The following is a 14460-nucleotide window of genomic DNA, read 5'->3' on the forward strand; positions in this document are numbered from 1 at the left end:
GACAACTCCTCTACTCTGCTGCCTTCTTTTTCAAGAAACTAGAGACCGCATCTACCCCAATGGCTAAGGCTTCTTCCTTAGGGCTCATCTGAGGGTGATGAAGGGCGTAGGGACTATCGATACCTAGCCAGAACATAACGCCATCTACCTTCGAAAGGAGATAACCAAAGTCCTCACCAGTCATAGCAGGCTCGATATCAATCAACTCGATTCCATCTTTCTCTTCAAAAAAGTCCATCAGTTCACGCGCCAAGGCTGGATTGTTCTCTACAGGTAGGTAGCCTCCTTGCTTGAGTTCTACTTCGACTTCCATATCAAAGGCTGCTGCAACCCCTTCTGCGACTGTCTTGACTCTTTTTTGTACCAAGAGGCTCATGTCCTGAGTCAAGGCGCGAATGGTACCATGTAAAAAGGCTGTATCTGTGATGACATTATTCGCAACACCAGCTTGGAAAACACCAAAGGTCACCACTGCTCCCTCGATTGGATTAACATTGCGGCTAACCACTGACTGCACCTGAGTGATAAAGTAGCTAGCAGCCACCAAGGCATCATTGGCCTCATGTGGAAAAGCAGCGTGCCCCCCTTTTCCTTTGAAACGAATCTTCACTTCACAAGTCCCTGCAAAGAGCGTATGTGTATTGGTCGCAATCTGACCAACTTTCAAATCCGGACGAACATGGAGTCCATAGAACTGGTCTGGTAGCCAGTCCCCAAAAGCACCGTCCTCATACATGAGCATGCCACCAGCTTCATTTTCTTCAGCAGGTTGAAACAGAAAAAGCAGATTATTCTTGGGTTGCTCCTCAAGAGCACGTTCTAAACAGCCCAAGGCAATGGTCATATGAAAATCATGGCCACAGGCATGCATGCGACCTTGGTGCTGAGAGGCAAAAGGCAGTCCTGTTTGTTCGACGATAGGCAAGCCATCAATGTCTGTTCGCCAACCAATGGTTCGTTCCGGCTGACTTCCCTGCAGGTAGACCAAAATCCCTGTCCGCCAAGTTCGAATTTGAACAAAATCCTTGCCCGTAGTCAATTTTTCAATCACATCCAGCAAATAAGCCTGAGTCTTGAACTCTTCCAAGCCAATCTCTGGAATCTGGTGTAAATCTCGTCTAGTCTGAATCAAATCTAACATCTATCGATCCTCCTTTTGATAGAAGAAAGAGGCTGGAAGAAGTATCCGCCTCTTTTTTACTTTTACAATTACAAGGTACGAAGCGCATCCTCAAGCGCTGTTTTTTGTTGGGTTTGGGCATCAATTTCTTTGATGATACGAGCCGGAACACCTGCTACCACCACATTTTCTGGGACATCTTGGGTAACGATAGCTCCTGCAGCGACAACTGAACCACTGCCGATTTGCACCCCTTCGATAACCACTGCATTAGCACCGATAAGAACATTGTCTCCGACACGGACTGGTTCAGCACTAGCTGGCTCAATCACACCCGCCAAAACTGCACCTGCACCAACGTGGCTGTTTTTTCCAACGATGGCACGGCCACCAAGGATGGCACCCATGTCAATCATGGTTCCTGCACCGATTTCAGCACCGATATTGATAACAGCTCCCATCATGATAACAGCATTGTCACCAATTTCCACCTGGTCACGGATAATAGCACCTGGCTCAATACGAGCGTTGATATCACGTTTATCCAGTAAAGGAACTGCAGAATTACGAGCATCTTGCTCAACAATATAGTCTTGATTTTCTACTAAACCTTCAAGAAGCGGAGCAACATCCTTCCAGTCTCCGAATAAAACATTTCCTAGTTTGACAACAGAGCTTGGTACAGCAGTTGCAAGTTCTCCCTCAAAAGTTACTTTGACACTGGTTTTCTTTTCAGCATTGGCGATAAATTGGATAATTTCTTGGGCGTTCATTTTTGTAGCAGTCATAGGTGCCTCCTGGTTCGTTATAATGATACCTATTCTACCAAAAAAGGCCTCAAATTTGAAGCCTCAACTATCAAATAATCATCTTTACCTGGCTTGTTTTACCTCTTCTACAGATAAGAAAATCATCGGAACGATAATCAACACCATAGCTAAGGCCAAAAAACCATCCATGACCAATCCCAAAAAAAGAACACTTAATAAAGCTGAAGAGAGCGGTTCGCTAGCGCTCACTACAGAGACAACCAGAGGAGAAACGAGAGAGACGGCCTTCATAGACAGGAAGAAGGCAAAAGCTGTTCCAAATACGGCAATAATCAAACAAATCAACAAGCTGGTAGCATCCAATTGGAAGGTGACATGATGGACTGGATAGAGCAGATTACTAAAGAGCCCTGCCAGAATCATCCCCCAACCAACAGTCGGAACAAATCCGTAGCGCCGTGCAAAACGCTGGGGTAGGATAACATTAAACATGACCCCTACTGCACTGAGCAAGCCTGTCACTAAAGCCAAGGGTGTCATGGACAACTGGGACAAGTCCCCTTTCGTAGCCATCAAAAAAACACCTAGCATGGCAATCAAAACATAGAGAATCGCTGTAATCGAAGCCTTCTTCTGGTAGACAATGCGATTGTAAAACAAAATAAAAACGGGGCTGATAAATTGTAAAATGGTTGCCGTCGTCGCATTCGAATACTCAACACAGAGATAAAAGAAAAACTGCACAGAAAAAATACCTAGAATAGCATAGGCTAAAAAAGGTAGATAATTTTTCTTATCTTTCCAGATATCCAACAAGCGACCACGCAACTGAAAGGCAGATAAAGCTAAAACCAAACTCCCCGCCACCAGCAAACGCATAGAGGTAATCCAACCAGACGATACTGGGTAATGAGTAAAAAAATACTCTCCTAAAATCCCGCAAATCCCCCAAATCAGACCTGAGAACAGTGAATACAAGGTTCCCTTAAAAATCTTCTTTTGATACTTATTCATTCCCTTATTGTAACACGAAATAGAAAAAGAAAAAAGTAGCTAAGAGAAGAAAAATTGCCTCTTGCTACTTTTTTATTATCGATTAAATAGACGGGAACGACCTGACGAACCACTTTGAGTGTTGTTGTTCGAATTTGCCCCTGAGCTACTACTTGAACTTGATCCTGATCCACTGCTTGAACTTGGAGGAGTCACTGCCGGAATGCTTCCTAGAATATTCTTCCATGCGTTCAGATAATCTGCATCGCTTCCTCCAATAGCAAAGCGATAGGTGGTCACTGGGGCACCTTCTTTAGTAGCCCAGTAGCTTGTCACTGTAGAACCAGAAAGTTCGATTTCCTTACCATTGATGGAAACTTTGCCGGGCTTTTGGCCTGTTGATCGGAGAACTTGGGACTTGGTCACACTTGAATCTAGATTAAAGCGATCATTTCCCCATATTCCAGGTTCAGCTTGCTGGATAGCATTGACCAAGTAAGCCATGTATTTGGCATTGCGGTAGTGACCAGCACCCTTGGCTAGCGGTCGGTTATCATCATGACCTAGCCAGCCACCTAGAGTCAATCTCGGAGTAGAAAGCATGAGCCACATGTTTTCATCTTCATTGGTCGTACCAGTTTTTCCGATCCAGTCAGCACGAGCTAGGCCTGGATTGATCGAAGCCAAGTCGGTCTGGAAGCTAGAAGTAATCCGAGATGAAATGACGTCACGGAGCAGACTTTGCATGATGGTTGCTGTCGCTTTTGAATAAACCTGCACAGGCTCATCCTTATGCTCATAGACCACTCGACCATCCGTTGATTCGATCTTGGCAATCATGTGTTTCTTGTGGTAAACCCCGTTGTTAGCTATTGTCTGATATCCGTTGGTATGCTGGGCAACTGTAACCTCAATTCCTCCACCCATCGGTAAACTTTCAATGCCATATTCTGGGATTTCATAACCCATTTTTTCCATATAGCCCTTGACATCGACACCCTTCTCTCGAAGCGTACGATAAGTCCAGTAGGCTGGAATGTTCCATGAATAGTTGAGGGCTTCTCCCAAGGTCATCATCGCTGTACCAGGACTATTGACATACATGATAGGATTGCCGTTTGAGAAGTTTGTCGGATAGTTTGATAAGATACTTGCACTTCCCATCAAACCTTGGTCAATCGCGATACCATAGGCCAGTATAGGCTTAGTAGTTGAAGCTGGAGAACGTTTGGTATCGATAGCGTGATTGTTCTGATTTTCTTGATAATTACGACCACCAACAAATCCAAGGATGGCTCCCGTTTGGTTGTCCATGAGGACATTCCCTACTTCAGGCTGGCCTGTCGAATCATCTACCAAACTGCCGTAGTTAGCAACTGCATTTTGCATAGCAGTGTGGACGTTTTTATTAATAGTCGTGGTGATCTTATAGCCACCATTCTCGATTTCCTTCGTCGCTAGATCGCGATAAGCTTTCTGGATCGATTCATTTTTTTGCTCTTGCGCAGAAACATTATCTCTCTGGATAAGGTAGTCGTACATCCGATTAGTTGCTTCTGCCAAGGTTGCATAGTAGAGATAGTCGCGCGAAGTACCACTGACACTACCTGATGGCAGAAAGTCTTGCTTGAAGTCATAATCCTTGTACTTGTCGTAGTCTTCCTGACTCAGAGCTCCTGTCCGATACATATTGTAGAGGACATCCTTGGCACGCTTGATTCCCAAGGCCATATCCTCATCGCTCTTCATACTGCCGTCAGATTCATAAGGAGAATAACTAATAGGACTCTGTGGCAAACCTGCGATAAAGGCGGCTTGAGGTATTGTCAAATCCGATGCATTAACTCCAAAAATTCCCTCTGCAGCCTGCTGCGCACCTGCAATATTTTGGCCCTTGTGATTGCGTCCAAAAGGAGCAATGTTAAGATAGGTTGTCAAGATCTCATCCTTACCCATGGCCCGTTCTAAAGCTAGAGCATCAATAATCTCTTTAGCCTTACGAGCCAGAGTTGGAGCATCCCCCACCACTTGCTGCTTGATGACCTGCTGCGTCAAGGTCGAACCACCACTAGACGATCCCAAACCGACAAAGGTTCCCAGAGTCGCACGAATAACGGCCTTAGGCACAACTCCCTTGTGCTCATGGAAATGCTCGTCCTCTGTCGCAACAATAGCTTTCTTAAGGGTGTCTGAGATAGCATCTGAAGCGACTGAAGTGCGCAATAAATCGCCCTCGATTGAGGCAATGGTACTACCGTCAGAATAAGTGATTTCTGAGATGGAGGCAATATCCTTCACTTGTTTGACCAATTCCTCTGTTTGAGGCACCTTGACTTTGTCAAATAGAGCAACCCCATAGCCCATGGCCACACCCGCTCCCAACAGACCTCCGATAAAGGCTAGAATAAAGAGAGTGTTGAAGGTCACTTTAAAAGCACTCAAAATCTTAGCAAAAATGGACCCTACCCTTTTGAGTTTGTTAGAAGAAGCTACTTTCTTATCAGTCTTTTTACTTGCTTGTTTTTTCTTCCATTTGGCAGTTAGTTGCTGGAAAAAATGCAGCATTTTTGTTTTTAATTCATCAATTCTTTTTTTCATGAATGTCCTCACTTTCTCTATTATACCATAAAAGGTAAACTTTCAATAAAATAGCCACTTTCTTCCCTATTCTACTAGGCTATTGCCCAAGTTTGTGATACAATAGGTAGAAACAATATTTTAAAAAGGAGAAAAGACATATGCACATTTTTGATGAGCTAAAAGAGCGTGGTTTGATTTTTCAAACGACTGATGAAGAAGCTTTGCGTAAAGCCCTAGAAGAAGGTCAAGTTTCTTATTATACTGGCTACGATCCAACTGCTGACAGTCTTCACCTCGGTCACCTTGTCGCAATCTTGACCAGTCGTCGCTTGCAATTAGCAGGTCACAAACCTTATGCGCTCGTTGGCGGTGCTACAGGTCTCATCGGAGATCCGTCCTTCAAAGATGCTGAGCGTAGTCTCCAAACAAAAGACACAGTAGAGGGCTGGGTCAAGTCTATCCAAGGACAACTTTCTCGTTTTCTTGACTTTGAAAATGGTGAAAATAAAGCTGTCATGGTCAACAACTACGACTGGTTTGGCAGCATCAGCTTCATTGACTTCCTCCGTGACGTCGGAAAATACTTTACTGTCAACTACATGATGAGCAAAGAGTCTGTGAAGAAACGGATTGAAACAGGGATTTCTTACACTGAGTTTGCCTACCAAATCATGCAAGGGTATGATTTCTACGTCCTTAACCAAGAGCACAACGTCACCCTACAAATCGGTGGTTCTGACCAATGGGGAAATATGACTGCAGGTACCGAATTGCTTCGTCGTAAGGCTGACAAGACTGGTCACGTTATCACAGTGCCACTCATTACAGATGCAACTGGTAAGAAATTTGGTAAATCTGAAGGAAATGCAGTCTGGCTCAATCCTGAAAAGACTTCTCCATACGAAATGTACCAATTCTGGATGAATGTCATGGACGCTGACGCTGTTCGCTTCTTGAAAATCTTTACTTTCTTGTCACTAGATGAGATTGAAGACATCCGCAAGCAGTTTGAGGCTGCTCCTCATGAACGCTTGGCTCAAAAAGTCTTGGCTCGTGAAGTCGTGACTCTTGTCCACGGAGAAGAAGCCTACAAAGAAGCCCTCAACATCACTGAGCAACTCTTTGCTGGAAACATCAAAAACCTTTCTGTCAAAGAACTCAAACAAGGACTTCGTGGAGTGCCAAACTACCAAGTACAGGCAGACGAAAATCACAACATCGTAGAACTCCTCGTATCTTCTGGTGTGGTTAATTCAAAACGTCAAGCCCGCGAGGATGTTCAAAATGGAGCTATCTACGTCAACGGTGATCGTATCCAAGACCTTGACTATGTCTTGAATGACGCAGATAAGTTAGAGAACGAACTCACTGTTATCCGTCGTGGTAAGAAAAAATACTTTGTATTGACTTACTAAACTGTTCAACATTTATCTATAAACAAAGGAGTTAACCTCGAGAAAGGTAACTCCTTTTTGCTGTTAATAACTCTCATCTATCTATTTTTAATAGACAGACTACGCAAGACAATGCGCAAGGTTGTTAGATTATGTAAGATAGAGAGATTTGAAGGACTGAGCCAATTAAACAAGCCAAAGCCAATCAAACTACTATTTACGACAACGGTATCTTGAATATTCTTCTTGATGAGTATTTGCAAAGATGATGATAGCGAATCCAACTCTTGGAAGAAATCCAAGCGATTATCTAACAATAAGATATCACTCATCTGCTTAGAAATATCTGCGCTTTCATTCATCACCACACCGATATCTGATAGGGTTAGAGCAGCCGAGTCATTCAATCCATCCCCAACCATCAAAATAGTGTGACCTGCTCTCTGCAGTTTCTCTACTAACTCAAACTTCCCATCAGGTTTCAAGTCTGTATAGACTTGATCAAAGGGCAAATCTTTTACTAATTCCTCTGTCCTAACCAGGGTATCCCCTGTTGCCAGAATCAATTTTTTCCCTTGTGCCTTAAGTTTCTCCAAGGCTGCTTTTGCTTCTTTTCTCAAAGGAGTATGGATGCAGAACATTCCAATCAATTCATTCTGATATGCTAAGAATAAGAGATTGTAGTGGCTCTTATACTCTTCAATTAAAGCATTTTGTTCCGAACTGATATGAATTTGCTCATCCTGCATCAAAACATAATTCCCAATAAGAACTGGTTGCCCATCTATATGAGATTTGATCCCCTTGCTTGCGATATATTGGAGTTTCCCATGCATTTCCTCATGTTCAATCCCCTCTATCTCAGCTTGCTTGACGATGGCATTAGCAATAGGATGATAAATGTGTTCCTCAAGACAGGCACTGATTCTGAGAATATCTTCCTCACTATAGTCCCCAAAAGGTAACACCTTTTCAACTATAGGATAACTAGTTGTGATTGTTCCTGTCTTATCAAACAAGAAAGTATCAACTTCCAGATATTTCTCCAGAACATCCCCATCCTTAATCACCATTTCACGATTCAACCCCTCCTTGATAGCTGTTAAATAAGCTACAGGAGTAGAGATTTTCAAAGCGCAGGAGAAATCGACCAATAGGAAAGAGATAGCCTTAGAAAAAGAACCTGTTAATAGGTAAGTCAGCCCAGCCCCCAAGAAATTATATTTGACGACCTTATCCGCCATCTTGATGAAATAGCGTTGTTTCGTTTTCTTGTTTTCTTCAGATTTCTTCATCAACTCAATCAGTTGTAAAATCCGGCTGTTCATCTGATTATCGGTTACACGAATGCGCAACTCTCCAGTTTCTAATACTGTATTTGCACAAACCAAATCAGACTCTCTTTTTTCAACTGGAAAACTCTCTCCCGTCAAGGAACTTTCGTTGACCATACCTAAACCTGAAACTACTTGTCCATCAAACAGAATTTCATTTCCTTGAGATAGGACCAAGACATCTCCTATTTGAACATCGGAACTCTTGATACTAACGACCGTATCGCCCTGTACCAAGAATACATCGCTCTCTTTTGCAAGAAGGCTTTGTTCTAAATCTGTTGCAGTTTTTTTCAAGGACCACTGATCTAAATGATTCCCCAAATCAAGCATAAACATGATATTGCTAGCCGTCTTGGATTGGTTCATAAACAAGGACAATAAAATCGCCGAACAGTCCAGGACCTCCATCGTTAGTTCCTTACGCGCTAGTGTTTGATAAGCTTCTCTAATATAGCCAAAAGCCTGGTAACAGGTCCATATATAGCGAATAGGATACGGCACAAAACTACGAAAAAGTATACGCTTAATCGCTGCACCTGAAACAATAGAATAAGCACTCTCTTCTCTACGAATGGGAAGAGTCATCAACTCAGAAACTTTCCCTTTATCAATTCTTTTTAAAAAGGCTTCTGCATTATCTAATACAGAAAAGCCTTCTTTTATGCGTAGAGTAAAGTGCTGTTGATCCATGTAAAACTGGATAGACTCAATCCCCTTTTCATCTCTCACCAAGGAACGAAGATAGTCTTGAATATCCAAGGTGAGTGAAAAAGAAGATGATAATCGGATATGTTGGTATCCTCTATGTAGCACTTTAAAAGACATATTATTCCCCTATAAGGCTATCTAATTGCTCTTCTTTTTTCTCTTGCTCGTACAAATATTTGGCATCTTGCAAGACATCATCTCCATGTTGCTTCACAACAGAAACAGATGCATCTAGCTCGTCTTTTAACTTATAAGCCTTAGCCAAAGCTTTAGAATAACCTTTTTTAGCTTCCTTACTTGCCAAAATTTTCAAACCAAGGGTACCAAATGCGACACCACCCAAAAAGAGTGATGATTTTTTCGCAACTTTTGCGACGGTTAATACTTCTTTTAACATAGTCGTTTCCTCCTTATCATTATTATATAGCAATTTAGATATAAAAGCAATTCCATTCTATGGATTAAAGAATTGGATTTATTTCTATTGAATCTCATATCTACATACTCCTATACTTGCTTTCGCTTGCCTCTTTTGCTAGACTAAAACTATGAATATAAACCTCAAACCCAAACTCCAGCGTTTCGCTACTGCTAGCGCCTTTTCCTGCCCTATCTGTCAAAAAAATCTGACCTTGATCGAAACTAGCCTCAAGTGCAGTAACCGCCACTCTTTCGATTTAGCAAAATTCGGCTATGTCAATCTAGCACCTCAAATCAAACAATCTGCCAACTACGACAAGGAAAACTTCCAAAACCGCCAAGAAATCCTAAAAGCCGGATTTTATCAGACTATCTTAAAAGCAATCTCCGACTTACTTGCAAGCCTAGAAACTGCCAAAACTATCTTGGATATCGGCTGTGGTGAAGGCTTCTACTCTCGCAAACTCCAAGAAGCTCACTCTGATAAAACCTTCTATGCCTTTGACATCTCAAAAGACTCGGTCCAAATCGCTGCTAAGAGTGAACCCAACTGGGCAGTCAATTGGTTCGTCGGTGACTTGGCCCGTCTTCCTATAAAAGACGCCAGCATGGATATCCTGCTTGATATCTTTTCACCTGCCAACTATGGAGAATTTCGCCGCGTTTTATCCAAAGACGGTATCTTGATCAAGGTTATCCCAACTGAAAATCACCTCAAGGAAATCCGTCAAATGGTGCAGAACCAGCTGACAAAGAAGGATTATTCTAATCAAGATATTAAGGAACATTTCCAAGAACACTTCCGTATCCAATCTCGTCAGATTGCTTCCTTAACAAAACCTATCTCGGCTGAGCAACGCCAAGCTCTGCTTGCCATGACACCCTTACTCTTTCACATTGACCATACTAAGATTGACTGGAGCCAACTGACAGAGATTACCATCGAAGCAGAGATTTTGGTTGGGAAAGCACTGTAAATAAATCTTTCCGATAAGACAAAACCCGCACCTTCAAGGTACGGGTTTAAATTATGTAATTATTAGTTCAAGTGCCAGATATCTTCGTTGTACTGAGCGATTGTACGGTCAGATGAGAAGAATCCTGCTTTGGCAATGTTAACGATGACTTTATCCAACCATGCGTCACGGTCTTCGTAGTCAGCAAGCATTTGCTCTTTGACTTTAATGTAGTCTTCCAAGTCAAGGAGAGTCATGAACCAGTCTTTGTTGATCAATTCGTTGTAAAGACGTTCCAAGCGTTCTTTCTTACCTACTGCAAGAACAGCATCGCTCACAATGAAGTCAACCAAAGGTTTGATAGCTTCACGAGCATAGAATTCGCTTGATTTGTAAGCTGCTTTTGCGTAAAGGTCGATAACAGTTTCTGAATCTTCACCAAAGATATAGATGTTTTCGTCGCCAACCAACTCAGCGATTTCCACGTTAGCACCGTCCATAGTACCAAGAGTCAAAGCACCGTTCAACATGAATTTCATGTTACCAGTACCTGAAGCTTCTTTAGAAGCAAGTGAGATTTGTTCTGAGATATCACATGCTGGGATAAGGAAGCTTGCTGCAGTAACGTTGTAGTTTTCAACCATAACCACTTGCAAGTGTGGGGCTACTTCTGGATCATTTGCAATCACTTCTGACAAGCAAAGGATCAAGTGAATGATGTCTTGGGCGATTGTGTAGGCAGGAGCTGCTTTACCACCAAAGAAGACTGTGATTGGACGAGCAGGGATGTTACCAGCCTTGATATCAAGGTATTTGTGGATGACATACAAAGCGTTCATTTGTTGGCGTTTGTACTCGTGAAGACGTTTGATTTGGATATCAAAGATAGAGTTTGTATTGATTTCCACACCTTGGTGATCTTTCAAGTGACGAGCCAATTTACGTTTGTTGTGAGCCTTGATGCTTTCCAATTTTTCTTTAACAGCAGCCTTGTCTTCGTATGACAAGAGTTTTTCAAGTTCATCCGCTTCATGGTGCCAACCCTCTCCAATAATCTCATTCAAGTAGTGAGACAGTCTTGGGTTGGCATGCATGAGCCAACGACGGAATGTGATACCGTTTGTTTTGTTGTTGAATTTTTCTGGGTAGATGTCGTAGAATGCTTTCAACTCAGAGTTCTTCAAGATCTCAGTGTGGAGGGCTGCTACCCCGTTAACACTGTATCCGTAGTGGATATCCATGTGAGCCATGTGTACACGGTCGTTTTCATCAATGATTTGAACAGCTGGGTCTTTGTATTCTGCTTTCACACGACGGTCCAATTCTTTGATGATTGGTACCAAGTGAGGAACCACTTCTTCCAAGAATTCAAGAGGCCATTTTTCAAGGGCTTCAGCAAGGATTGTGTGGTTAGTGTAGGCAGTCATGCTACGAACGATAGAGATTGCTTCGTCAAGTTCGATACCACGTTCAGTCAAAAGACGGATCAATTCAGGGATAACCATTGATGGGTGAGTATCGTTGATTTGTACAACTGCGTAGTCCGCAAGGTCATGCAAGTTGCTTCCTTTTTCGATTGCTTCGTCGATGATCAATTGCGCACCGTTTGACACCATGAAGTATTGTTGGAAGATACGGAGCAATTCACCTTGCTTGTCGCTATCGTCTGGGTAAAGGAAGAGAGTCAAGTTGCGAGCGATGTCTGTCTTATCAAAGTTGATACCGTCTTCGATGATAGAAGAATCAACTGAATCCAAGTCAAACAAACGCAAGCGGTTTTTAGTAGCTGTCTTGTAACCAGGTACATCGATATCGTAAAGAGTAGATGTCAAGGTGAAGTGTGCAAATGGCACTTGGTAGCTACGGCTTGAGCGAACCAACCAGTTTTGCTCTGTCAACCAAGCGTTAGGAATTGTTTCTTGTTGGTTGTTTTTAAGAACTTGTTGGAAAAGACCGAAGTGGTAGTTCAAACCAACACCGTCACCATTCAAACCAAGTGTAGCGATTGAGTCGATAAAGCAGGCTGCCAAACGTCCCAAACCACCGTTACCAAGTGATGGTTCCAATTCTACTTCTTCAATTTCGATCAACTCTTTACCTGCAGCTGCAAGTTCCTTTTTCACATCGTCATAAAGACCAAGGTTGATCAAGTTGTTTGACAAGAGTTTACCGATCAAGAACTCAGCTGAGATGTAGTAAACTTTCTTCTTACCAGTGTTCACTGGTTTTTGGCTGCTAGCAAGCTTGCTGTAGTTAAGAAGAGCAAGGTAAAGCTCTTCATTGCTACATTCTGCAATGGTTTTATTGTAACGTTTTTGTACAAATTCGTTTAATGGTAACATTTTTGTGTCTCCTGATAATGTCTTATTTCTTTAATTCTACCAAATTTTCGTTGATTCGGCGATAAATTGTAGTCAAGTCAAGTAAATTTTCCTCGACTGCTGGTGTCAATTGATCTTCAGTCATACGCCAAGACCAGTTTCCACCAAGGGTAGATGGGAAGTTCATACGAGCTGCCTCATCCAATTCTAGCAAATCTTGCATAGTTGCAATTGCCATGAAGCTAACTGATGAAAAGACTGTACGAAGCATAGCGTGTGGCACTGTTTCATACTCTTTACGGTTCGTGTAACGAGCCATGTATTCACGAGTTGGATCGTCAATCTCATTACGGTACCAACCAAGGACCGTATTGTTATCGTGTGTTCCTGTGTACATAACAGAGTTGGCAGGCGCCAAGTGTGGGCTATCGATACTTTCGTCTTCTGGGTTGAAGGCAAATTGAAGAATCTTCATTCCTGGGAAGCCAGTACGTTCACGTAACTCAATGACTTCATCTGTCATGAAACCAAGGTCTTCTGCGATGATGTTTAGCTCACCAAGCTCTTCCTTAACGGCTGCAAAGAGTTTGTAGCCAGGACCTTTCACCCATTTACCAGGTGCTGCTGTATCGGAACCAGCAGGAATTTCCCAGTAAGATTCGAACCCGCGGAAGTGGTCGATACGAACGATATCGTAGATCTTGAAGCTTTCGCGCAAACGTTCAATCCACCATTTGTAACCGTCTTTGTCCATTGCTTCCCAGTCATAGATTGGGTTCCCCCAAAGCTGACCAGTGGCAGAAAACTCATCTGGTGGGCATCCTGCGATACAAGTTGCTTTACCATTGTCATCTGTCTTAAAGAGATGTGGATTTGCCCACATGTCGCTTGAATCTTCCGCTACGTAGATAGGCATGTCCCCAACAATTTCGATGTGGTTATCGTTAGCATAGGCTTTCAATTTCAACCATTGTTGGAAGAAGAAGTATTGAGTCACACGGTGGTAAACCAACTTGTCTACCAATTTCTCACGGTAACTTTCAAGTGCTGAAGCTTTACGAGCACGAGCATCTGCATCAGGCCATTCTGTCCAAGCAAGATTGTCAAAATGCTCTTTGATAGCCATATATTCTGCGAAGAGTTCGAGCCATGATTGGTTGTCTTTAGCAAACTTCTCAAAATCTTTGACATCACCCACTTCCAAGAAGCGTTTGACTGCTTTTTCTAAAAGTGGACGACGTGCGTAATAAATCTTCGCATAGTCAACTTCAGATGCATCGCTACCAAAGTCAACACCTTTAAGATCACTGGCTTCGAGCAAGCCTTGCTCTACCAAGATATCAAGGTCGATAAAATGCGTATTCCCAGCAAAGGCTGAGAATGATTGGTATGGAGAATCTCCATAACTTGTTGTCCCAAGAGGGAGAATTTGCCAGTAACGTTGCTTGGTACGAACCAAGAAATCAACGAAATCATAGGCAGTCTGGCCAAATGATCCAATCCCGTATGCTCCTGGCAGAGAAGAGATGTGCATCAACACACCACTTTGACGTTTTTTCATAATAGCACCTCATGTGTTTGTTATAAAACGTTGCGCAATTAAGGCGCAAACGTTTGCGTTAATTTAAGTATAACGCATTTCAAAAACAAATGCAAGCGTTTTTAAAAAATTTTTTTGAATTATTTTAATCAAACAAAACTTGTTGCCACTGATATTTTATGAAATAAGCGAAAAAATTTTAAAGATTTTCTGATTTAAGATAATTCATTCCCAATATCTGCTCTATTTTCTGAAAAACCGAGCCGAATTTACGCAATCGTTTTCCTAATATATTTTCAATTCAAAAAAAACAAACATTTT

General features: G+C 42.4%; 10 protein-coding genes. 2 read left to right on the forward strand and 8 right to left on the reverse strand.

What is annotated here, in order from left to right; all coding sequences use genetic code 11:
• Positions 1-10 precede the first annotated feature (10 nt).
• From ADM50_RS05930 to pbp1b, 4 genes are all read right to left on the reverse strand, one after another.
• Complete coding sequence (locus ADM50_RS05930; protein ID WP_049484842.1) at positions 11-1141, reverse strand: N-acetyldiaminopimelate deacetylase; 1131 nt, start codon at positions 1139-1141, stop codon at positions 11-13.
• Positions 1142-1209: 68 nt separating this feature from the next.
• Positions 1210-1908, reverse strand: coding sequence for a 2,3,4,5-tetrahydropyridine-2,6-dicarboxylate N-acetyltransferase (gene dapD, locus ADM50_RS05935; RefSeq protein ID WP_049484843.1), 699 nt, complete (start codon positions 1906-1908; stop codon positions 1210-1212).
• Between the two features lie 84 nt (positions 1909-1992).
• A complete protein-coding gene (locus ADM50_RS05940) occupies positions 1993-2904 on the reverse strand; it encodes a DMT family transporter (RefSeq protein WP_049484844.1) in 912 nt (303 codons plus the stop codon).
• 75 nt (positions 2905-2979) lie between these two features.
• Positions 2980-5481 carry a penicillin-binding protein PBP1B gene (gene pbp1b / locus ADM50_RS05945; protein ID WP_049484845.1) on the reverse strand — a complete coding sequence of 834 codons (2502 nt, stop codon included), beginning with the start codon at positions 5479-5481 and terminating at the stop codon, positions 2980-2982.
• Between the two features lie 140 nt (positions 5482-5621).
• On the opposite strand from pbp1b, the gene tyrS reads away from it, so the two are divergent.
• Positions 5622-6878, forward strand: a complete 1257-nt coding sequence (tyrS, locus tag ADM50_RS05950) for a tyrosine--tRNA ligase (RefSeq protein ID WP_000546906.1) — start codon at positions 5622-5624, stop codon at positions 6876-6878.
• A 77-nt stretch (positions 6879-6955) separates the two neighbouring features.
• Here the strand turns inward: tyrS and ADM50_RS05955 are convergent, their stop codons facing one another.
• Positions 6956-9019, reverse strand: coding sequence for a heavy metal translocating P-type ATPase (locus tag ADM50_RS05955; RefSeq protein ID WP_049484846.1), 2064 nt, complete (start codon positions 9017-9019; stop codon positions 6956-6958).
• A gap of 1 nt (position 9020) precedes the next feature.
• Positions 9021-9299 (reverse strand): DUF6110 family protein, encoded by a 279-nt coding sequence (locus tag ADM50_RS05960; protein ID WP_000910909.1) that lies wholly within the window; start codon positions 9297-9299, stop codon positions 9021-9023.
• A 151-nt stretch (positions 9300-9450) separates the two neighbouring features.
• Between ADM50_RS05960 and ADM50_RS05965 the strand changes: the two genes are divergently transcribed.
• Positions 9451-10299, forward strand: coding sequence for a putative RNA methyltransferase (locus ADM50_RS05965; RefSeq protein WP_049484847.1), 849 nt, complete (start codon positions 9451-9453; stop codon positions 10297-10299).
• Positions 10300-10361: 62 nt separating this feature from the next.
• Here ADM50_RS05965 and glgP read toward each other — a convergent pair whose 3' ends face one another.
• Both glgP and malQ read right to left on the reverse strand, forming a co-directional pair.
• On the reverse strand, positions 10362-12620 hold the full coding sequence (gene glgP, locus ADM50_RS05970; protein WP_049484848.1) for a glycogen/starch/alpha-glucan family phosphorylase: 2259 nt from the start codon (positions 12618-12620) through the stop codon (positions 10362-10364).
• 22 nt (positions 12621-12642) lie between these two features.
• On the reverse strand, positions 12643-14160 hold the full coding sequence (gene malQ / locus ADM50_RS05975) for a 4-alpha-glucanotransferase (protein WP_049484849.1): 1518 nt from the start codon (positions 14158-14160) through the stop codon (positions 12643-12645).
• Positions 14161-14460 lie beyond the last annotated feature (300 nt).

Origin of the sequence: Streptococcus oralis, from assembly GCF_001075675.1 — a bacterium.
In the GTDB taxonomy this organism is placed as follows: domain Bacteria; phylum Bacillota; class Bacilli; order Lactobacillales; family Streptococcaceae; genus Streptococcus; species Streptococcus oralis_V.

What these genes read in the sequence shown, in the direction of transcription:
- ADM50_RS05930 (WP_049484842.1), bottom strand. Translation starts at nt 1,141, where the DNA reads ATGTTAGATTTGATTCAGACTAGACGAGATTTACACCAGATTCCAGAG.
- dapD (WP_049484843.1), bottom strand. Translation starts at nt 1,908, where the DNA reads ATGACTGCTACAAAAATGAACGCCCAAGAAATTATCCAATTTATCGCC.
- ADM50_RS05940 (WP_049484844.1), bottom strand. Translation starts at nt 2,904, where the DNA reads ATGAATAAGTATCAAAAGAAGATTTTTAAGGGAACCTTGTATTCACTG.
- pbp1b (WP_049484845.1), bottom strand. Translation starts at nt 5,481, where the DNA reads ATGAAAAAAAGAATTGATGAATTAAAAACAAAAATGCTGCATTTTTTC.
- tyrS (WP_000546906.1), top strand. Translation starts at nt 5,622, where the DNA reads ATGCACATTTTTGATGAGCTAAAAGAGCGTGGTTTGATTTTTCAAACG.
- ADM50_RS05955 (WP_049484846.1), bottom strand. Translation starts at nt 9,019, where the DNA reads ATGTCTTTTAAAGTGCTACATAGAGGATACCAACATATCCGATTATCA.
- ADM50_RS05960 (WP_000910909.1), bottom strand. Translation starts at nt 9,299, where the DNA reads ATGTTAAAAGAAGTATTAACCGTCGCAAAAGTTGCGAAAAAATCATCA.
- ADM50_RS05965 (WP_049484847.1), top strand. Translation starts at nt 9,451, where the DNA reads ATGAATATAAACCTCAAACCCAAACTCCAGCGTTTCGCTACTGCTAGC.
- glgP (WP_049484848.1), bottom strand. Translation starts at nt 12,620, where the DNA reads ATGTTACCATTAAACGAATTTGTACAAAAACGTTACAATAAAACCATT.
- malQ (WP_049484849.1), bottom strand. Translation starts at nt 14,160, where the DNA reads ATGAAAAAACGTCAAAGTGGTGTGTTGATGCACATCTCTTCTCTGCCA.